The organism is Lelliottia nimipressuralis (genome assembly GCF_004402045.1).
In the GTDB taxonomy this organism is placed as follows: Bacteria; Pseudomonadota; Gammaproteobacteria; order Enterobacterales; family Enterobacteriaceae; genus Enterobacter; species Enterobacter chinensis.
This window is the reverse complement of the sequence record NZ_SOMG01000012.1, coordinates 163,837-185,191: the sequence shown is the minus strand read 5'-3', so window position 1 is coordinate 185,191 and position 21,355 is coordinate 163,837. Positions and strand designations below refer to the sequence as shown.

Here is a 21,355-nt window from a genome sequence, read left to right as displayed (position 1 = left end):
TTTTAACCAGGAATGTTGATCAGGGGTTCACATGCAGGGCACAAAAATTCGACTCTTAACCGGCGGTTTGCTGATGATGGCAGCAGCCAGTTATGTGCAGGCAGATGCGCTCCAGCCAGACCCGGCCTGGCAACAAGGGACATTAGCGAACGGTTTTCAGTGGCAGGTGTTAGCCACTCCGCAACGTCCCAGTGACCGTATTGAAATCCGTCTGTCTGTTAATACCGGCTCCCTCACGGAAAGCACCCAGCAAACCGGTTTCAGTCACTTTATTCCCCGGCTGGCGCTCACTCAGAGCGGCAGCCTGCAAGCGGTTCAGGTGCGTTCGCTTTGGCAACAGGCCATCGATCCGAAACGCCCACTTCCACCTGCTGTTGTCTCATATGACTACACCATGTTTAACCTGAGCCTGCCTAATAACCGTAACGATCTGCTTAAAGAAGCGCTGACGTATCTCTCCGATGCCTCTGGCAATCTGGCGATTACACCAGACACCGTCAACTATGCGTTGAGCAACAGTGACATGGTGGCGACCTGGCCTGGGGATACCAAAGAGGGCTGGTGGCGTTACCGCCTGAAAGGCTCGACGTTACTGGGGCACGATCCAGCCGAACCGCTGAAACAGCCCGTGGACGCCGAACAGGTAAAATCGTTCTACCAGAAATGGTACACCCCGGACGCGATGACGCTGATCGTGGTGGGTAACGTGGACAGCCGCGCGGTGGTTGAGCAGATCAACAAAGCGTTTGGTGATCTAAAAGGCAAGCGTGAATCGCCAGCCCCTGTCCCGACGCTCTCCCCACTGCGTGCAGAGCCTGTCAGCATTATGACGGACACCGTGCGCCAGGACCGCCTCTCTGTGATGTGGGATAACGCCTGGCAGCCAATCCGTGAGTCCGCGGCGATGTTGCGCTACTGGCGTGCCGATCTGGCGCGTGAAGCGCTGTTCTGGCATGTTCAGCAGACGCTCAGTAAGAACAACGTGAAGAATATCGGCCTTGGCTTTGACTGCCGCGTGCTGTTCCAGCGTGCGCAATGCGCCATTAATGTTGAATCGCCTGGCGATAAGCTGAATGCGAATTTGGGTGTGGTCGCGAAAGAGCTGGCAAAAGTGCGTAAAGAAGGGCTTTCCGAAGAGGAATTCAACGCGCTTGTGGCTCAGAAAAAACTCGAGCTGCAGAAGCTTTTTGCGACCTACGCTCGCGCCGATACCGACATTCTGATCAGCCAGCGTATTCGCTCCCTGCAGAATCAGGTAGTGGACATTGCGCCGGAACAGTACCAGAAGCTTCGTCAGGACTTCCTGAACGGTCTGACCGTCGACATGCTCAATCAGGACCTCCGTCAGCAGCTGTCGCAGGAGATGGCTTTAATCCTCCTGCAACCGAAGGGCGAGCCGGAATATGACATGAAGGAACTTCAGACAACCTGGGATTCCATTATGGCTACTGCGTCGCAGCCGGCGCAGGCCGCCACGGCTGATGATTTACACCCGGACGCGACGGATATTCCGCAGGGGCAGTAGTGAATGAAAATTCCCTCTCCCACCGGGAGAGGGTTAGGGTGAGGGCATCAGCCCGCACCCTACTTAAGCAGGCATCGCTTCACGCGGAATAATCGCCCCGCGATACTGAATAACGGTGCTGGCCGTCAGGTGCCCACGCTGTGCCGCCGCTTCCGGGGTACCGCCCGTCAGACGAACCGCCAGATAGCCCGCGCTGAATGAATCACCCGCCGCCGTGGTATCAATCACTTTCTCTTTGGCAAGCTTCACCGCCGGGACGTCAACCACCGCTTCACCCGCCACTGCGACCAGGCATGAATCCGCACCGCGCTTAATCACCACTTCGCTTACGCCAGCCGCCTGCGTGCGTGCAATCACCTCATCAACCGGCTTCTCACCCCACAGGGCGTCTTCGTCGTCGAGCGTCAGGAAGGCGATGTCAGTGCATTGCAGCATCTGCTGATAGACCTGCTGCGTCTCTTCGCTGCTGGCCCACAGGCGCGGACGGTAGTTGTTATCAAAAATAACCTTCCCGCCGTTTGCACGGCATTCGCGCAGCAGCGAGAGCAGCTTTTCACGGCTGGTGGGGCTCAGGATCGCCAGACTGATCCCGCTCAGATAAAGATAGTCAAATGTCGCCAGCGCTTCGCAGATGCCAGCGGCCGCGTCGCTCTCCAGCCAGAATTTGGCTGCGGCTTCGTTACGCCAGTAATAAAACGTGCGCTCGCCGGTGCTGTCGGTTTCGATGTAGTAAAGCCCCGGGAGGCGGTTTTCCATACGCTGGATCAGCGACGTTTCAACATGTTCACTCTGCCAGGCCTCCAGCATTTGCTGGCTGAAGCTGTCCGTGCCGAGGGCGGTAACGTAGTTCACGGTGAGCGCCTCAGGCGTAACCTGACGGGCAATATAAACGGATGTGTTTAACGTATCGCCACCAAATCCGCGGCTAACTTCCGCGCCTTTTTGTGACAGCTCAATCATGCATTCGCCAATCACGGCAATTTTTTTGGACATAGTCGTGAACCTGAACAGAAGAATTATCAGCAGTGTGCGCTGAGTGAATTAACCGGTCAACTATATTAAAACAACGTTCCATTATTTTATTTGAGCCAGCGCGTATTCCTGCCCATTTCTGTCATCTTAATTTCATTTTCCCGGTGAATTGAACATAAAGTTCTCAATTGTCGCGCCGATAATCCTTTGACGAGTCCAGAAAGGCCATCCCAACAACAGGACATCTGAAATGAAGTCAGAGCAGGTTATCCAGCGGCTGAGCACTACGCCTGAGGCAAGTATTGAGAACTTGCAGGAGCATCGCTACTGGCTGCAATGTGAGCGTGCGTACACCTATCAGCCGATCTATCGAACCGATGGTCGACTGATGGCCATTGAAATTTTGACCGTTGTGACGCATCCATCAAACCCTTCTCAGCGTATCGCACCTGATCGCTATTTTGCCGAGGTGGCCGTTCGCCAGCGTCTGGATGTGCTGGAAGAGCAGCTCCGTATGCTGGCGACGAAGCAGTCCTTTTTCGAACAGCACGATATCCTCGCCTCGGTCAACGTCGATGGTCCAACCCTGCTGGCGCTGCGTCAGAACGCGACCTTGCAGGAGCTGATCGCCACCCTACCGTGGATGCGCTTTGAGCTGGTGGAGCATGTCCGCCTGCCGCAGGACTCCTCGTTTGCGTCGATGTGCGAATTTGGCCCGCTGTGGCTGGATGACTTTGGCACCGGCATGGCGAACTTCTCTGCCCTGAGTGAAGTGCGTTACGACTACATTAAAGTGGCCCGCGATCTGTTCATTATGCTGCGTCAGACCCCGGAAGGGCGGAATCTCTTTACGCTGTTATTACAGTTGATGAACCGCTATTGCCAGGGCGTGATTGTTGAAGGCGTGGAGACGCTGGAAGAGTGGCGTGATGTGCAAAACTCTCCCGCCGCCGCGGCGCAAGGCTATTTCCTCTCTCGCCCGGTACCCATGGATCGCCTCGATAGCGTGATAACGACCCTCTGATAAGCCCGCTTCCCTTTGTCTGGACTATAGTTTTACAGGACAGGTCATCAGGAAAGGGGATAAAAAATGACTAAAACAACCAGGGTAATCTCCTGGACAGCAGGGATTTTCTTGTTGTTGATCGTGGTCGTCGTCATCATTATTGCGACGTTTGACTGGAACCGTCTTAAGCCGACCATCAACCAGAAAGTCTCAACCGAACTGAATCGCCCCTTCGCCATACGCGGTGATTTAGGGGTGGTGTGGGAGCGTCAGAAAGAGGAGCCCGGCTGGCGAAGCTGGATCCCCTGGCCACACGTCCATGCCGACGACATCATTCTCGGTAACCCGCCGGATATTCCCGACGTCACAATGGTTCATCTGCCGCGGGTTGAAGCCACGCTGGCTCCGCTCGCGCTCTTCACCAAAACGGTCTATCTGCCGTGGATCAAACTTCAGCAGCCCGATGCGCGCCTGATCCGCCTCTCAGAAAAAAACAACAACTGGACGTTTAACCTTGCCAGCGATAGCGAAAAAGATCCGAATGCCCAGCCCTCTTCCTGGTCATTCCGTCTCGACAATATTCTCTTCGATCGCGGGCGGATCGCCATCGACGATAAAGTCAGCAAAGCGGATGTGGAGATCCTGGTCGATCCGCTGGGCAAGCCGCTGCCGTTTAGCGAGGTCACGGGCACCAAAGCGAAAGGCGACACCGCCAACGTGGGTGACTATGTATTCGGCCTGACGGCAAAAGGGCGTTACAACGGCCAGCCGCTAAGCGGAAAAGGGAAAATGGGCGGCATGCTGGCGCTCCGGAGCGAAGGCACGCCGTTCCCGGTGCAGGCGGACTTCCGTTCCGGGAACACCCGCGTGGCGTTCGTGGGGACGGTCAACGACCCGATGAACATGGGCGGCGTAGACCTGCAGCTCAAATTTGCCGGTGATTCGCTGGGCGAGCTGTATGATCTGACCGGTGTACTGCTGCCGGATACCCCACCGTTCGAAACGGACGGGCATCTGGTCGCCAAAATCGACACCGAAAAATCGTCTGTTTTTGACTACCGGGATTTTAACGGCCGCATCGGCGACAGCGACATCCACGGCTCGCTGACCTACACCACCGGAAAACCGCGCCCGAAACTGGAAGGGGATGTCGAGTCCCGCCAGCTGCGGCTGGCCGACCTGGGCCCGCTGATTGGCGTTGATTCCGGTAAAGGCACGAAGTCGAAAGAGGTGAAGAAAGATCTCCAGCCGGCCGGGAAAGTGCTGCCCTATGACCGCTTTGAGACGGACAAGTGGGATGTGATGGACGCGGACGTGCGCTTCAAGGGCGGAAAAATTGAACATGGCAGTTCTCTGCCAATCAGCAATCTTTCGACCCATATCCTCCTCAAAAATGCCGACCTGCGCCTGCAGCCGCTGAAGTTTGGCATGGCGGGCGGGACGATTTCTTCGAACATTCACCTCGAAGGCGATAAGAAGCCGATGCAGGGTCGAGCCGAAATTCAGGCCCGCAGGCTCAAGCTGAAAGAACTGATGCCCAACGTGGAGCTGATGCAGAAAACCCTCGGTGAAATGAACGGTGATGCCGACATCCGCGGCGTGGGGAATTCCGTGGCGGCCCTGCTGGGAAGCAGTAATGGCAACCTCAAACTGCTGATGAACGACGGGCTGGTGAGCCGCAACCTGATGGAGATCCTGGGCCTGAACGTGGGTAACTATGTTATCGGGCAAATCTTCGGTGATGATGAGGTGCGGGTGAACTGCGCGGCGGCCAATCTGGATTTGGTCAACGGCGTGGCGCGTCCGCAGATTTTCGCCTTCGACACGGAAAATGCGGTCATTAACGTGACCGGTACCGCCAGCATGGCCTCGGAGCAGCTTGATTTGACGATTGACCCGGAAAGTAAGGGGGTTCGTATCATTACCCTGCGCTCGCCGCTTTATGTGCGCGGAACCTTCAAAAATCCGCAGGCGGGCGTGAAGCCTGGCCCGCTGATTGCGCGTGGTGCGGTAGCTGCAGCCCTCGCGACGCTGGTCACCCCAGCCGCAGCGCTGCTGGCGTTGATTTCGCCGTCAGAAGGCGAAGCGAATCAGTGTCGGAATATTTTGTCGCAGATGAAGAAATAAGGTGCGGCCTGTTATTGCCGGGTGGCGCTGCGCTTACCCGGCCTACATTTGAATCGTAGCCGCCACCCGGCATTAGCTTACAGAGCCTGATGCTTAGTCTCATGTGTCAGCAGCAGCGCAATCAGCGTCAGCGCCGCCATGGCCGCCAGATAGACGCCAACATAGAACAGACCATAGTTCGCCTGCAGCCAGGTAGCGATATACGGCGCAACGGACGCGCCCAGAATAGAGGCAACGTTGTAGGAGAACGACGCGCCCGTGTAACGCACTTCCGTCGGGAACAGCTCCGGCAGCAGCGCACCCATCGGACCAAAGGTCAGCCCCATCAGGCTCAGGCCAATCAGCAGATAGGCCATGACCAGCGCCGGGCTACCTGATCCCAGCAGCGGTGGGAAGACGAACAGGGCAAACAGAATGATGAGCGTGGTGATCACAATCATGCTTGAGCGGCGACCAAACTTATCCGCCAGCAGACCCGCAATCGGTACCATCACACCAAACCCGATCACTGCCATCATCAGCATCCACAGCACTTCGTTACGCGGCAGCCCCAGCCCAACCGGCGCGGCGGCGGTACTGAACGTCATAGAGTAAACCGTCATGATGTAGAACAGCGTGTAGGTTGCCAGCATGATAAATGTGCCCAGCACGGTCACGCGGACGTGTTTGGTCAGCAGCGTACCCAGCGGCACTTTCACCTGTTTATTCGCCGCGGCAACTTTCGCGAAAACAGGAGTCTCATGCAGGGAAACGCGGACGTACAGGCCAATCAGCACCAGCACGGCAGAGAACACAAACGGGATACGCCAGCCCCAGTTCATGAACTGCTCATCCGTTAGCAGCCAGGAGAGCAGCAGGAACGTCCCGTTCGCAAAGAAGAAGCCAATCGGTGCGCCAAGCTGCGGGAATGAACCATACAGCGCGCGTTTACGCGCCGGGGCGTTCTCGGTGGCCAGCAGCGCCGCGCCACCCCATTCACCGCCCAGGCCCAGACCCTGACCAAAACGTGCCAGCGCCAGCAGGACCGGTGCCAGAATACCGATGGTTTCATAGGTCGGCAGCAGGCCGATCGCCACGGTGGAAATACCCATGGTCAGCAGCGAAGCCACCAGCGTCACTTTACGGCCAACGCGATCGCCAAAGTGACCAAAGACCGCTGAACCAATCGGACGCGCCACAAACGCGATAGCAAAGGTGGCCAGAGACTGCAGCGTGGCCGCCGTCGGGTCACCCTGCGGGAAGAAGATATGCGGGAAGACGATGACCGCAGCGGTGGCATAAATATAAAAGTCGAAGAACTCAATGGCGGTGCCAATCAGCGATGCGACGACAACTTTATTGCGCGAGTTTACCGGAACGTTTTCCGTTCCCGGGTCGAGTGTGGTGGCTGTTGCTTGCATAATATTTTCTTATTTTTGTCGAACGAAAGGCCATATTACGCATAGCAAAAGCGACATTTCAATCTGTAACAAAGCCTCGCGCTGGCGATAAAAGCAACAAAAAGCGGATAATTTTCAGTCCAGCCAAAACTCGTCTATGAAATGCTTCACAGTTTTTAGATATCAGTCAATAAAACTGGTTTTTGGTTAAATAAAAGTTACGGGCTGGATTTATATGCTGAAATGATGATTCGGGCTGAAATTTCAGCCCGAGAGTGGGATTACCGGTGCGTTTTGCCCGGCATCCGTGGGTCATCTTTGTACTCGGCCGTGGCAATCCACGCCGCGCAGAACAAGGTCAGACGGGCGAAGAAATAGAAGAACGCCATCAGCCCCAGCACCGAGCCAAACGCCGCGCCAGAAGGGGATTTCACCAGTGACGGCAGAGTGTAAGTCATCACGATTTTGATGACTTCAAAGCCGATCGCCGCAATCAACGTGCCGCGGATCAGCGCCTTTTTACGCGGGCGATGACGGGGCAAGCGCCAGAAGATCCAGAAGAACAGCAGGTAGTTGGCGAAGATGGAAATGGCCAACCCAATGCCGCGCCAGGCAGGTTTCAGCCACTCAATATAATCAAGATAGAGTGCAGAGATAATCATCTGCTGCGCCGAGCCTGCCACGGAGGTAATGGAGAGCGTCACGATGAGGGCGACCAGCAGGCCAATCAGCGAAATAAAGTCGCGGAGGTACTTAACCCAAATTTTCTCCTGGTCCTGTGGCTTACGCTCCCAGACATCGCGCGACTGGGCGCGAATGGCCTCGCGCAGGTTGCCCATCCAGTTAACGCCGGAGTAAAGGGCAATCAGCAAACCGACGATACCGACCGTAGTACGCTGCTGAACGGCGGTATTGATGGTGCTTTTGAGCGTGCTGGCAAGGGTCGGGTCGCTGACGTTATTCAGGATCTTATTGAAGATATCCTGCAGCAGCGTCGGGTGGGAGGCGAGCACAAAGCCGGCCGCCGCAAATGACACCATCAGGATCGGGATCATCGACAGGAAAGAAAAATAGGTGATGGCGGCACCAAACTGGTTCCCCATGCGGTCATTAAAGCGCTCGGTCGCACGGATCAGATGCGCCACCACGGGGAACTGCTGAATTCTCGCGACTATGCCGGTGACGGTTCCCAGCGCTTTGCCGGCGGTGCCTGGCGATTTGGCCTCTTCTGGCTCGGTTTCCATCTTTTTGATGGGATCATACTCTAAATGTTGGGTGGGTCGTTGCGGGTTGTTTTCCGGCGTCACGCGTCTTTTCCTTTTCGTTTGGCTGGATGTTATTGAATTATAGCTTGCGACTAATCCACGTAAGCTTTTGTGAGTTCGGTAAGCCACTCCATAAACAGATGTACGCGACGGGAGAGGTTACGTCGGTGAGGATAAATCAGGGAAACAGGCATTGGCTCAGCCCGGTATTGTGGGAGGATCTCAACCAGTTTTTTCGCCCGCAGAGAATCACGCACCCCCACGCGCGGAACCTGAATGATGCCCAGTCCGGCAAGGCAGGCTGCATGGTAGGTTTCTGTGCTGTTAACGGTTAATACCCCGCCCGTTTTTATCCACTGTGTCGTACTGCCGTTATAAAATTCAAAGCCCTGCGGGCGGCTTCCCAGCGTGGCGGCGTAGTGAATAACGGCGTGGGAGCCTAAATCGTCCAGCGTTTCCGGGTAGCCAAAACGCGCCAGATAATCCGGGCTGGCGCAGTTTATCACCGACAGCTTGCCCAGCTGACGGGCGATAAGCCCCGAATCCTTCAGCGTGCCGACGCGCACAACGCAGTCAAACCCTTCGCGGATGACATCCACCAGACGATCGCTGCTGCTGAGTTCCAGCTCAATGCCCGGATAGTGCTGCAGAAAAGCAGGCAGTTTGGGGATGACTAAATTTCGCGCAACGCCAACGGGCATATCCACGCGGAGCCGTCCGCTGATGCTGGAGGGATCGTGCTGAAACATACCGTCGAGTTCATCAAGGTTTGAAAGCAGATCTTTTGCCCGTTCGTAATAGACCATGCCGTCCTGCGTCAGGCTGACGCGCCGCGTGGTGCGGTGCAAGAGCTGGGTGCCAAGCCGGTTTTCCAGGGCCTGAATTTGCCGTGAAACGCTGCCTTTTGGCAGGGTTAATGTTTCTGCCGCGCGGGAAAAACTCTCCAGCTCCGCGACGCGGACAAACAACTGCATTGCGTGAATTTTATCCATAGACGAAGCTCATTGTTGTCTCTGTTGAAACAGTGAAGCGTTTTAAACCCTCTTTATTGATTTTCTATCACCTAATAAGCTCTTTCTCAATCTCCATAACAGCCAAAACGAGGTTTATGATGACTGAACGTATCGCATTAGTGACGGGTGGTAGCCGTGGACTGGGTAAAAACGCTGCTTTAAAGCTGGCGGCAGACGGCACCGGAATTATCCTGACCTACAACCGTAGCCAGCAGGAAGCGCTGGAAGTTGTACACCAAATTCAGGCAAAAGGCGTTAACGCAGCGGCATTACAGCTCAACGTCGGGGATGTTGCCAGTTTCGATCATTTTGCCCGGCAGCTTCAGGAAACCCTTAAGACGGTCTGGCAGCGTGAAAACTTTGATTATTTATTAAACAATGCCGGGACGGGGTTATACGCGCCCTATACCGACACGACGGAAGCCCAGTTTGATGAGGCGTTAAACATCCATTTCAAGGGCCCCTTCTTCCTGACGCAGCGCCTGTTGCCCTTGCTGAATGACGGTGGGCGGATCCTCAACGTCTCCAGCGGGCTGGCCCGTTTTACCCAGCCGGGCTCAGCGACCTACGCGGCCATGAAGGGGGCGATGGAAGTGCTGACGCGTTACCAGGCGAAAGAGCTGGGCGCGCGCGGGATAGCCGTCAATATCATTGCGCCCGGTGCGATAGAAACGGACTTTGGCGGCGGACGCGTTCGCGACGATACGCAGCTGAATCAGATGCTGGCTGCGCAGACGGCGCTGGGACGGGTGGGGCTGCCGGACGATATTGGCGATGCCATTGCGGCGCTGCTCAGCGATAAACTGGGCTGGATGAATGCGCAACGTATTGAAGTATCAGGTGGGATGTTCCTGTGATGCATACGCTTAAGGGGAAGGAACCTCTTAAGGAAATCCTTAACGTGAATGTGTCTAAATACTGACAGATATAAAGAACCCGGGGGGATTTGTAACGTCTCCATTCGTTGAGTTTTTTCTTAAATACAGCCTCTGTAGAATCCCCCTTCGCTATTCTCAGAGGGAGAAAAACGATGCGAGTAATCATGTTTGACAGGCAGTCAATATTTATTCATGGAGCGATACACAGTCTGCAGAAGCTCATTCCGGAAATAAATATGACAGGGACCGGTCAGGCAGAAGATTTATGGGCTCAGGTATCCGCTTCGCCGTCTGCTATCGTCCTGATTGACGGGAATTTAATTCAGAACGAGGAGACCGCGTTGCTGGAAGCGCTCATGCATCGCTTTCCGGCGATACGCGTGGTGATGGTGTTGGCGAAAAAAGAGGCCAGATGGGTGGAGCAGTTGCGGCAGCGAAACGTCATGGCCATTATTCCCCGAAACGCCAGCCCCGAGCGCTTTTCCGCCGTGCTGGACTCGGTATCCAGAGGGATGGTCTGTTTTCCGGGAGAGTGGATCAAACAACCGTCGTCCCCAGAGGCGTTATTAGCGTTAAGCGAGCGCCAGCGGGAGGTGTTAAAACTGCTGGCGGCGGGGGAGTCAAACAAAGAGATTGGACGCAATCTCAACATCAGTGCGGCCACGGTAAAAGCGCACCTCGAAGCGCTTTTCCGGCGGCTGGACGTGAAAAACAGAACGCAGGCTGCCATGTTCTATACCCGGGCGATGGCCTGAAAATTCGCTTTCTGGGGTGAAGGTGCCTCTTCAGAACTGAATATCATCATTACCAGCGCGTCATGCTGCTGTTGGGTTAATGGGCGTATACACATTTCCCGCAGCAGCGTCTCACACAGCTGAATATCTTCCTGGAGTAAATATTCCGCCTGCAGGGGCGTAATAAGGCCGCAGAATTTTTCCCTCTCGCGGATCGCATGTCCATAGCCGATAACCCATAATCCATTTTCGTCACGGTATTTCTCCAGCGAAAGACCCTGATGTTTTTTAATTAACGCAATGGCGGCAGAAGATATTTTCAGCGCATGACCTTTCATATTCGTTTCCTCTTAAGTCGCGACACTGTAGAGGAAACGATGGCCGAGAAATATCCGCCAAATGGCTGTTGATCAGGAATGGTTATTCAGATATTCCTGCCGTAATAAGCCAAATAACCAGTCATTATGCCAGCGCCCCGCGAGGAAATAGCTCTCACGTAATTCCCCTTCCAGGCAAAAGTAGGCTTTTTCCAGCAAACGTCTTGAGGCGATATTCCCCGCCGTGACGGTGGCGGTGAGTCGGCGTATACCTCCTTCTTCAAAGGCATAGCGGCAAAGCGCCTGCAGGGATTCGAAGCCGTAGCCTTTTCCCTGCGCCTCGGGTGCGAAAAGAAAACCCACTTCAGCGCAGTCCTCCTCCCGATGAATATACCCGGTGACGCCCAGCGGAGCCCGGGAGAGGGCATCACGTACGATGAGACACAGCCAGTGTGCGCTGCCTGGCGTCCAGGGCGTCAGACGGGCATCAAACGCCTCGCGGATGGCGGCGACGGGGCGGTCTTCCGCGACAAAGCGCATGACGTCTGGGTGCTGCTGCAACGCCAGAAAAAAGGGCCAGTCCTGTTCCTGCAGAGGCGAGCAGTGAAGGCGGGGGGTGATTAAAACAGGCATTCAGATTCTCCTGACACTTTTTAAATGATTTTAGGGTTGTCACTTTATTTCAACAGAAAGTCAGGTATGGTTAACCTCGTATAAATAAAAAGAAAAACGGCCGTCACGTGCCCATTCAGATGTATTCGTTGTCACTTAAGGAAAATAATGACTCTCAGCACATCACATCATATTCGCGAACAGTTTGAACACTGTCTGGCGGTCATTCGCCATGCGTCGGTGGAAATTTTGCTTCTTCTGAATGTACATGCTTCTGAGGGCAAAGATCCACGCTGGTTCCTGGAACAGCTGGACAGCGCGCGATTAGCCCTGGGAGGCTGGGGTGCCGTTGCCAAGACGCTCAATCTGAATGATGCCGAGATGTCGGAATTTACGCTCCAGCTGCGCCTGCTGCAGCAGCGCGTACCGCAGTATGAAAGCGGACAGGATGTGAGTGAAAACCAGCTTATTGCGGCGATGCGCTTTGTGACCGCGCTGGAACATCTTCGCCTGCAGCAGCCGCTGTTGACCTACAGCACCGATCTGGCACCGGGAAGCGAACTTCAGCAGCAGCAGGCGCAAAAGCAGGTACGCGCGATAGAGCTGATGATAAAAGGGCTCATCCAGCAGGCCTGGCCCGATCAGGTGCGGCTGAATAATCATCTGAAGACCCTGTTCAACGCTGACCGCGTAAGACGCTGGCTGAAACTCGGCGAGATCAACGATGTCCTGAGCGGCATGATGTTCAGTGAACTGGCGCAGATGCTGGTGGATAAAAAAGAGTTCAGCCGTTATTACGCTTCGCTGTTCAGCGATCCGTCCATGCTGACGCTGCTGGTTGAACCGCGTAAAACCCTGCAAACCTTCCTCGACGACATTCGGCAAATCCGCAACAACATTACCGTTCAGAAAACGTTAAGTTCGGCGCAAATTCAGCTGCTGGATAACTACTACACGCAGATCGCGCGACCGGTTCAACGCGCGTTTGAAGAGGGCAGAACGCGCGTCAACCCGGCCGGTTTTATGGCGGTGGATGCCAGCGAGTTACACACTTTCTGGGAAAAAGCGCAGAAAATGGATCGGGTCACCGGCGGGGATTTGTTTGAAGTCCGTGACACCATTGAAAAGCCGACCCAGCGCGCGCCGCGCACTCCCGAACAACGCGAGCAGCTCATTTCCGGTGCGTTATGGGGGGCGGTTGGCGTCATGGTGATTGCCATCGTGGCGGGGGGATTCTGGCTGGTGACCAGCAGCAAACCGCAGCCTGCGACCGTCAGCGTTGCAGAAACGGCGCCTCCACAGGAAATGCGCGAGACGCCTTCCTCGCGTGAGACGCTAACGCGCATGGGCGTGACCTGGGACGAGAATAACTTCCGCTCGGCTATTAACCGCAACGATACCCGCGTGGCGCAGCTCTTTTTGCAGGGCGGTATGGACTGGCAGCTCTCCTGGACCGAAGAGGCGATGTCGGCAGGCTATGACGATGTGCTGGAGCTAATGTTACGCTACCGGCAGAACATGGTGGAAGAGAAGCCGTGTCGACGCTTCATCAACACGCTCAGCCACGCCATGTCAAACGGCGAGTCTCTGACCTCAGTACGTAAAGAGTATCTTAAAGCCTTCTGCACCGTGCCTGCCGTGGTGAAACGCCAGCAGCATGATGCCGATATGGCGAAACGCCGTGCCCAGGCACAACCGGGCTCAGAGACGAAAAAATGGCAGGCTATTCAGACTGCCATTTATGAAGTGATCCGCTGATCGATTCTCCCTCTCCCACCGGGAGAGGGGATCAGACCGCACCCCACTCAAGGTTCCCCATACAACCCAATCAGCCGGCGCACCACGCCGTTGGTCCAGCCGAAGCCATCCTGCAGGGGATACTCACCCCCGCCCCCTTCGCGCGGCGTACTGCTGGCGATGTGGTACTTCTCAATCAGCTTATGATGCGTCTTATAAAAATGGTTCACCGTATGCAGCCAGCTCCAGGCAATCTCATCACCCAGCGAGTCATTGCCATACTGCTTGAACCCCTGAATCGCCATCCACTGCAGCGGTGCCCAGCCGTTGGGTTTATCCCACTGCTCGCCAGTTTCGTACTCGGTTGCCAGAATCCCGCCCGGCGTCAGCAGCCGCGATTTGACGGCATCAGACAAGCGCTCGGCCTGCTCATGGGTCGCCATGCCAACGTACAGAGGCACAATGCTGGCTGCCGAGAACAGGGCCTGTTCTTCGCGTCGCCAGTCGTAATCGCGGTAGCAGCCGCTCTCGTCATCCCACAGATAGCGGTTCACCGCGGCCCGGCGATCGCTGGCTTTCTGGCGGAACAGGTCTGCCGTCTCTTTATCTCCTTTCGACGCCGAGATGTTAGCGATAGCGCTTTCCAGTTTGAACAGGAAGGCGTTCAAATCGATAGGGATAAACTGCGTGGTGCGAATGCTGGCAAGCCGGCCCGGCTCGCGCAGCCAGCGGGAGGAGTAATCCCAACCGGAGGCCGCACCCGCGCGCAGATCGCGATACACTTCGTTCGGTGGACGACCGGAATGGCGGGCCGTCTCCACATCCTCAATCCACGATTCGTCGCGCGGCGTATCGCGGTCGTCCCAGTAGCGGTTCAGCAATGAGCCATCCGGCATACGCACCGCACTGCGGTAAGCCTGGTTAAGCAGCAGCGACTCCGCGCCGTCCATCCAGAAGGCGTGCTCCATTTTGAGGTGCTCAAGGTAGCGTTTCGCACCGCGCACCCCGTCCTCTTCAAACAGCTCCACCATCAGCGCAAAGACCGGCGGCTGAGAGCGGCTGAGATAATAGGTACGGTTGCCGTTGGGGATATGCCCGTAGCGCTCAATCAGCCAGGCGAAGTTATCCGCCATACACTTCAGCAGATCGTTACGGCCACTCTCCGCCAGCCCCAGCATGGAGAAGTACGAATCCCAGTAGTAGGTCTCGCTGAATCGTCCGCCGGGAACGATATAAGCCTGCGGCAGCGCCAGCAGGGAAGACCAGGGAATATGATCCTGCGGCTCGCGCGTCAGCACGGGCCACAAATTATCAATGTGCTCTTTCAGGGACTGGCCCGGGTCGGAGACATATTCTGAGCCGTACGTTTCCGGCATCCAGAAGTGGTTCTCCACAAACTGGCGCAGGTCGAAATCCCGGTGGCGTCTGACCTTACGATAGCGGATCAGGATATCCAGCGGGTCCATCTTCGGCGCGCAGTCGGGAAAGGTTTTGCTGTCCGCGAACAGCCGCGACGACTGCACGTGTTCAAACAGTTCAAGATAGCGGTCTGCGGGCGTCAGCGCATCCGACGCGGGCAGCCCTTCAATCATCTCCGGTTCCGGCTCCGCCTCGATCATCTCATCCAGTTTTAACTCGCAGGGATCGGTCTCGTAGCGCAGCTCTTCTGCAATCTCGAACTCGATGTTCTCGGTAGCCTGTAGTTTCTGGTTGAACATGGTGATAAGGACCTCCGGTTGTGTGTTCAAAAGACAGGTTTATCCGGGCGTCTTATAAGCGTAGACATTCGCTTCGGTAGATGGGGAGGGAAATGTGCGGTAGATCACTATTTTCGGAGCATTCGTTTGCAACGAATTATGTAAATAAGCCCGAACATGGCGTCGTCCGGGCGCCATCCGGCGTTCAGTACAGATAATTCCGTTTTGCCAGATCCACCAGCTCCGCCAGACGGGTCATTTTAAATTTTGCCATGATGCGCTGCTTATACGCGCTCACTTTTTTATTATTCATATTCAGCATCGAGGCGATAATTTGATTGCTGTAGCCCGCAGAAATATAGCGCAAAATACAGATGTCAATATGCGACAGCGATAATAACAGTGATGCATCCCGGGGATACCGGGCGTGGTGTTGCCATAGCTCTGAGCCATAGCAATATCCACCGGATGTGATTTTGTTGACGGTACTAATGATTTTCTCTAACGAACTGTTTTTATTTATATAGCCTGATGCACCGGCCCGTCGGCTCAACTGAATATGAAAATCGCTGGAGGACGAAGACAAAATAAGAACCTTAATATCAGGGTAGGCTTTTCTTATATGTACCAGTTGAGAGAAAACATCGGGGCTCTGTTGCAGATGCTCCATAATAATCAGGTCAGCCTGTAACATCGGCAACGCGCTGAGCATTGCCTCAATCGTGAGGAATTGTGCCGCTGTCTGATAACCGTGTTCTGCTAATAAACCCTGGATGCCTGTCCGGAGTAATGAACTGGCATCCATGAGAATGACTTTTTTATCTGACATTCCTGATTGTCCTGATTGAGTGACAAAAATGTCATTTTCCATCCACGCAAAAAAAAGTTGACTAAGACTTGTCTTTATCTTCGCCATTATTTTCTGGCGTCCATATACCGTCAGATGACAGTGCCACTTTCCCCCTCCTGAGACATATAAGACCGGTTTGCGACAGGTCTTATTAAGCCAAAACTTGCCAGCCGGGAAGATAGCGTCAGCCAGGGAATGTATCCCGTATGGAAGTGCGTCTGGCGCGTTGCGCGGACACAGATCGATTATTTACACGAGAATTTAAACATGACTCTCAAGCCAGTAAATATTGCAGTCGTTGATAAAGATACGATTGTCAAAGCTGACGTTCTGCGCAGTGAAAAGGTTGGCAGTGCTGTCAAAATCAAAGCCATCCCGAATGCAAAATACATTCTTGCTGAAGGGGAAAATGGCGTCGCGCCAGAAAACATTACGCTGAAACGCGTAGGCAAAGACTTGTTCGTCATGCTGGAAGGCACTGACGAGGATCAGCCACAGCTGATCATTGAAGACTATTTCGATAACCCAGGTGAGCTGGTCGGTAAAGGCGAAGATGGTCAATGGCATGAGTACATTGCCACTGACGGCGACGACGACCACAAAGCTGCATTCCTGCTGGATGGCGAATCCTCCGCTCAGGCGCTGGGTGCAGGTGCCATTGCGGGCCTGGACGGTCTGGCCGTTGCGGGTACCGCATTCTCTCCTGCCTTGCTGGCGCTGGGTGCGTTAGCCGGGATTGGTGCGCTGGTGGGCCTGGGCGCCATCATTCGTCATAACCGTGACGATGGCGGAGACAAAAAAGGCACCGTTGCGCCTGTCACCACCCCTGAACTGACCGACGTGCACGACGATTTCGGCACGAAAACCGGCTCGATCCCACAAAACGGCGTGACCGATGACGCCACGCCAACGTTTAGCGGTAAAGGCAAAGCGGGCGATATCGTTGAGTTCTGGGAAAACAACGTCAAGCTCGGCGAAACCCGTGTGGGCGCAGACGGCACCTGGACCTGGACGCCGGAAACCCCGCTGGCGCACGGCGACCACAGCATTGTGCTGATCGGTAAAGGCCCGGATGGTCGCACCAGCGCGCCGAGCGATTCTTTTGATTTCACCGTCGATCTTGAAGCGCCTGTTAAGCCGATCATTGGCGAAGTGGAAGACGACGTTGGCGCGGTAACGGGCCCAATCCATAACGGCGATGCGACTGACGATAAACAGCCGGTCTTCCACGGTGAAGGTGCCACGCCTGGCGATACCGTACGCCTGATCGTTGACGACGAAGTGGTCGGTACCGCTATCGTCGGTGAAGACGGCAAATGGGAAGTGACGCCTGAGAAACCACTGCCGGAAGGCAGCCACGCCGGGAAGGTGATCATTACCGATCCGGCCGGGAACGACAGCGAACCGTCTGATGACTTCAAATTTATCGTGACGCCAGAAAAACCGATCATCGGGGAAGTGGAAGATGACGCCGGTACCGTGGTGGGCCCAATCCAGAACGGCGGCGCGACTGACGATACGCAGCCGACGTTCCGCGGTGAAAACGGCACGCCTGGCGATACCGTCAGACTGATCGTGGACGATGAACTGGTCGGCACCGCGATCGTTGGTGACGACGGTAAGTGGGAAGTGACGCCTGAGAAACCGCTGCCGGAAGGCAGCCACACCGGGAAAGTGGTGATTACCGATCCAGAAGGCAACGCCAGCGAACCGTCTGATGATTTCGAATTTATCGTTGATCTGCAAGGCCCTGACAAGCCGGTCATTGGTGACGTTGAAGACGACCAGGGACCGGTTGTGGGTCCTATACACGATGGTGATACCACCGACGACACCCAGCCGGTATTCAGTGGCGACAACGGTACGCCAGGCGACACTGTGCGTCTGATTATTGACGATGAAGTCGTCGGTACCGCGATTGTCGGCGATGACGGTAAGTGGGAAGTAACGCCTGAGAAACCGCTGCCGGAAGGCGAACATGAAGCGGTTGTGGTGATCACCGATCCGGTGGGTAACGACAGCGAGCCGTCCGATCCGATCGGTTTCATCGTAGACACCACGCCGCCGGCAAAACCGACGATTGACAGCGTGTTTGATGATGCTGGCCTGAAAACGGGCAATCTGGCCAACGGCGATATCACCGATGACAGTACTCCGACCTTTACCGGTACCGCTGAGAAAAACAGCGTAGTGCGCATCATCGTTAACGGTAAGGAAGTGGATTCCGTTACCGCTGACCCGACAGGCAACTGGACCTGGACGCCATCTCCGGCGCTGATGAACGGCCACTACGATGTGAAAGTGGTTGCCGATGATAAGGCAGGTCTGCGTTCTGAACCGTCTGACGCGTTCGCGTTTGAACTGGTGGCAGGCGGTATTCCTCCTGCTCCGGCGATCACGGACGTTATCGACGATGTCGATGCTCATGTTGGTACCGTACAGCAGGGTGGCATCACGAACGACGACAAACCGACCATCACCGGTACGGGTCAGGACGGTACGACGATTTACCTGTACGACGGCACTAACCCGACGCCGATCGGTAGCGCTGTGGTTACGGGTGGCACCTGGACTATCGATTTCGACACTGCACTGGCACAGGGCGAGCACCGCTTCCACGCGGTCGCGGAAAACGCCGTGGGCAACCGCAGCCCGGAAACCGGCGAGTGGGTGATTATTGTGGATTCCGTTGATCCGCTGGCACCTACGGATATTGAGCTGTGGGACGACTTCGGCACGCCGGGCATTATTGCGGATAACGGCACCACCGACGACAACACCCCAACCTACCGTGGTAAGGGTGAACCTGACGGTACCGCGATCATCGATCTGGGGAACGGCACCACCGTGCGCGTGCCGGTAGATGGCAGCGGTAACTGGAGTTATACCCCGGCACCGGCCCTGGCGGACGGTGATTACACCTGGAAAGTCTCGATTGAAGACAAAGCCGGTAACGTCGGCCCGGAGTCTGCTCCGATCCACTTCATCGTGGACACCAGCCTCAACGGCGTGTCTATCAGCCACGTGGAAGACGATGAAGGGGCGCTGAAGGGCAATCTGGCCAGCGGCAGCCATACCGATGACACGACACCTACCGTTGTGGGCCGCGCGACGCCTGGTGCTGAAGTGAAAGTGTATCTGGACGGCAAGTTTGTCGACACCGTGATCGCTGACCCGGCTACCGGTGCGTGGAAATACACCTTCAACCCGGCGCTGACCGCTGATGGGACGTACCAGATCACCGCCAGTGAAAATACCGGCACCGGTGACAGCGCGCAGACGGCGCCGTTTGAACTGACGCTGGATACCCGCGTACCGGTTGGCTCATTCGATAGCGTATCGGATGACGTAGGGCTGGTGCAGGGCGACCTGGCGAACCCGGCGGTGACCGATGACACCACGCCAACCCTGCACGGGACCGGCGTCGCGGGTGATGTCGTGTTTATTTACGACGGCACCACGCTGCTCGACTCCGTGACCGTAGGGCCGGGTAACACCTGGAACTACACCCTGCCTGCGCAGAACAACGGTACCGAGCTGGCGCTGAAAACGGTATTCCAGAGCCCGACCGGCGTACAAAGCGCGCCGTCGGCGGAATGGAAAATCATCATTGATACCGACGCGCCAACCAGCAACGCGGTGGTCGATGCGATGACCCATGACTCCGGTGTCAACGGCAACGACTTCATCACCAACAGTGGTCAGGTGGGTAGCCTGGTCAGCGGCCATCTTTCGGCCCCGCTGGAAGCGGGCGGGAAAGTGCTGGTCTCCACTGACGGTGGGAAAACCTGGCTGGAAGCCATGGTTGACGGCGACAAATGGGCGTTTGTCGATGGCCAGGGGCATAGCGCGGACTGGACTGTCCTGACGCGCGTGGTCGATATCGCCGGGAACTACACCGAATCCTCGCAGAAGGTGGTGCTGGATCAGGTGGCGCCGGATGAGCCGACCGACGTGGTGCGCAGCGGTAACGACGTGACGGTGACGCTGCCGGGCAGCGGGATTGTCGAGGGCGACACCGTGCTGGTGAAGAGCGGCGACATTACCGTGACCCATACGCTGACGGCCGCCGACATCGCTAACGGCAACGTGACCCTGAGTCTGCCACCGGGCGGCTACACCGATATTCCGGTGGGCGCGGCGATTGTTGACGCGGCGGGTAACAGCTCAAGCTACCGCACCAGCGCGTTCACCAGTACCAATAGCTTCGAAGACGATACGGAGTTCGCGGACATTAATGCGGGCGCATGGGTGCACGGGATGCGTTTCTCCCACACTCCGGATACCGGCACGGCGGATTATGAATTCGACAAACAGGTCATCGGGACGGGAAGCACCAACAGCCTGTATTTGTACAGCACCTCAACGGATACCGGGATGCAAGCCAGCATGTTTGTTGACTTCCAGTATGGCGCTAAAACGATCGATTTCGTTTTCAACCCGCGTTTTGCCGGCCCGTCGACGGTGGTGACGTTCTACGACATTAACGGCAAGGAGATTGGATCTCAGTCGGTGAGCGCCTTCCTCCCTAACCGTAACGTCCCGGTGTCGTTTACCAGCCCGGATGATACGCCGGTTTACCGGATGGAGATCCACCACGAGGAACAGGCGACCAGCTCCGGGTTTGGCTTCAGCATCGATAACCTGGTGGTAAGCGGAACGGCGAAAACCGTCACCCCAGGCGAGTTCCTGGCGGATAACCTGGGCGATGTCTGGTACGGCGACGCGGCGGACAACCTGTATCAGGTTGCGGATGTGACCAGCCTGACCGACGCGGTGATTCAGGGTGGCGAAGGCACCGACACGCTGAAGCTGCTGGGGGCGGATCAGCACCTCGACCTGAGCGCGCTGACCCATCCTGTCCAGTCAGTGGAAGTGTTCGACATTACGGGAACAGGCAACAACACCCTGACGCTGAGCGCGGGTGATGTGCTGGAAAACGCCACGCAGAACCTGTTCCACGACAACGACTTCAACCAAATGATGGTGAAGGGCGACGCGGGCGACACGGTGAATCTGAGCGACCTGCTGCCGAACGGTATGGACCCGGGGAACTGGACCGATGGCGGGACGGTGAATGTTGGGGGAGTGGAGTATCAGTCTTATCAGATGGATAGCCTGAATACCGAGATCCTCGTTCAGATGGGAGTCACGGTCACGCTACAGAACCATTAATTGATGCCAGGAAAGTGAGGCTCCTGAACCGGAGCCTCCGGAAGCTTTTAGACCAGAACATAAACAGA

The 21,355-nt window shown here is 56.0% G+C and carries 15 protein-coding genes; 7 read left to right on the top strand and 8 right to left on the bottom strand.

The window, feature by feature from the left end; genetic code table 11:
• Positions 1 to 31: 31 nt before the first annotated feature.
• Positions 32 to 1,525 (top strand): M16 family metallopeptidase, encoded by a 1,494-nt coding sequence (locus E3U32_RS07025; RefSeq protein ID WP_134348198.1) that lies wholly within the window; start codon positions 32 to 34, stop codon positions 1,523 to 1,525.
• Positions 1,526 to 1,588: 63 nt separating this feature from the next.
• On the opposite strand, the gene E3U32_RS07020 is transcribed toward E3U32_RS07025, so the two are convergent.
• Complete coding sequence (locus tag E3U32_RS07020) at positions 1,589 to 2,518, bottom strand: sugar kinase (RefSeq protein WP_134348197.1); 930 nt, start codon at positions 2,516 to 2,518, stop codon at positions 1,589 to 1,591.
• Positions 2,519 to 2,747: 229 nt separating this feature from the next.
• On the opposite strand from E3U32_RS07020, the gene pdeH reads away from it, so the two are divergent.
• Together pdeH and E3U32_RS07010 are read left to right on the top strand one after the other, a co-directional pair.
• A complete protein-coding gene (gene pdeH, locus E3U32_RS07015) occupies positions 2,748 to 3,521 on the top strand; it encodes a cyclic-guanylate-specific phosphodiesterase (protein WP_134348196.1) in 774 nt (257 codons plus the stop codon).
• A 66-nt stretch (positions 3,522 to 3,587) separates the two neighbouring features.
• Positions 3,588 to 5,630, top strand: a complete 2,043-nt coding sequence (locus E3U32_RS07010; protein ID WP_134348195.1) for an AsmA family protein — start codon at positions 3,588 to 3,590, stop codon at positions 5,628 to 5,630.
• Between the two features lie 77 nt (positions 5,631 to 5,707).
• Here E3U32_RS07010 and E3U32_RS07005 read toward each other — a convergent pair whose 3' ends face one another.
• The 3 genes from E3U32_RS07005 to E3U32_RS06995 form a co-directional block, all read right to left on the bottom strand.
• Positions 5,708 to 7,030 carry an MFS transporter gene (locus E3U32_RS07005; RefSeq protein ID WP_134348194.1) on the bottom strand — a complete coding sequence of 441 codons (1,323 nt, stop codon included), beginning with the start codon at positions 7,028 to 7,030 and terminating at the stop codon, positions 5,708 to 5,710.
• A 260-nt stretch (positions 7,031 to 7,290) separates the two neighbouring features.
• The gene (gene yhjD, locus E3U32_RS07000) at positions 7,291 to 8,316 is read right to left on the bottom strand and encodes an inner membrane protein YhjD (RefSeq protein ID WP_134348193.1); all 1,026 of its coding nucleotides are present in this window, start codon (positions 8,314 to 8,316) and stop codon (positions 7,291 to 7,293) included.
• A gap of 50 nt (positions 8,317 to 8,366) precedes the next feature.
• Entirely contained in the window at positions 8,367 to 9,266 is a 900-nt protein-coding gene (locus E3U32_RS06995; RefSeq protein WP_134348192.1) for a LysR family transcriptional regulator, read from the bottom strand.
• A gap of 119 nt (positions 9,267 to 9,385) precedes the next feature.
• Between E3U32_RS06995 and E3U32_RS06990 the strand changes: the two genes are divergently transcribed.
• Positions 9,386 to 10,144: an SDR family NAD(P)-dependent oxidoreductase gene (locus E3U32_RS06990; protein WP_134348219.1), complete on the top strand. Its 759-nt coding sequence runs from the start codon at positions 9,386 to 9,388 to the stop codon at positions 10,142 to 10,144.
• A 173-nt stretch (positions 10,145 to 10,317) separates the two neighbouring features.
• Positions 10,318 to 10,920 carry a response regulator transcription factor gene (locus E3U32_RS06985; RefSeq protein ID WP_134348191.1) on the top strand — a complete coding sequence of 201 codons (603 nt, stop codon included), beginning with the start codon at positions 10,318 to 10,320 and terminating at the stop codon, positions 10,918 to 10,920.
• Here E3U32_RS06985 and E3U32_RS06980 read toward each other — a convergent pair.
• Positions 10,899 to 11,237: a lysozyme gene (locus E3U32_RS06980; protein ID WP_134348190.1), complete on the bottom strand. Its 339-nt coding sequence runs from the start codon at positions 11,235 to 11,237 to the stop codon at positions 10,899 to 10,901. The two genes, E3U32_RS06985 and E3U32_RS06980, sit on opposite strands and share 22 nt — an antisense overlap.
• Before the next feature lie 72 nt (positions 11,238 to 11,309).
• Positions 11,310 to 11,849: a GNAT family N-acetyltransferase gene (locus E3U32_RS06975; RefSeq protein WP_134348189.1), complete on the bottom strand. Its 540-nt coding sequence runs from the start codon at positions 11,847 to 11,849 to the stop codon at positions 11,310 to 11,312.
• Positions 11,850 to 11,996: 147 nt separating this feature from the next.
• On the opposite strand from E3U32_RS06975, the gene E3U32_RS06970 reads away from it, so the two are divergent.
• Positions 11,997 to 13,586: an STY4199 family HEPN domain-containing protein gene (locus E3U32_RS06970; protein ID WP_134348188.1), complete on the top strand. Its 1,590-nt coding sequence runs from the start codon at positions 11,997 to 11,999 to the stop codon at positions 13,584 to 13,586.
• Positions 13,587 to 13,633: 47 nt separating this feature from the next.
• Here the strand turns inward: E3U32_RS06970 and E3U32_RS06965 are convergent, their stop codons facing one another.
• The gene (locus E3U32_RS06965) at positions 13,634 to 15,283 is read right to left on the bottom strand and encodes an alpha,alpha-trehalase (RefSeq protein WP_134348187.1); all 1,650 of its coding nucleotides are present in this window, start codon (positions 15,281 to 15,283) and stop codon (positions 13,634 to 13,636) included.
• A 184-nt stretch (positions 15,284 to 15,467) separates the two neighbouring features.
• On the bottom strand, positions 15,468 to 16,178 hold the full coding sequence (locus E3U32_RS06960) for a response regulator transcription factor (RefSeq protein WP_286164215.1): 711 nt from the start codon (positions 16,176 to 16,178) through the stop codon (positions 15,468 to 15,470).
• A gap of 201 nt (positions 16,179 to 16,379) precedes the next feature.
• On the opposite strand from E3U32_RS06960, the gene E3U32_RS06955 reads away from it, so the two are divergent.
• A complete protein-coding gene (locus E3U32_RS06955) occupies positions 16,380 to 21,287 on the top strand; it encodes an Ig-like domain-containing protein (protein ID WP_286164213.1) in 4,908 nt (1,635 codons plus the stop codon).
• Positions 21,288 to 21,355 lie beyond the last annotated feature (68 nt).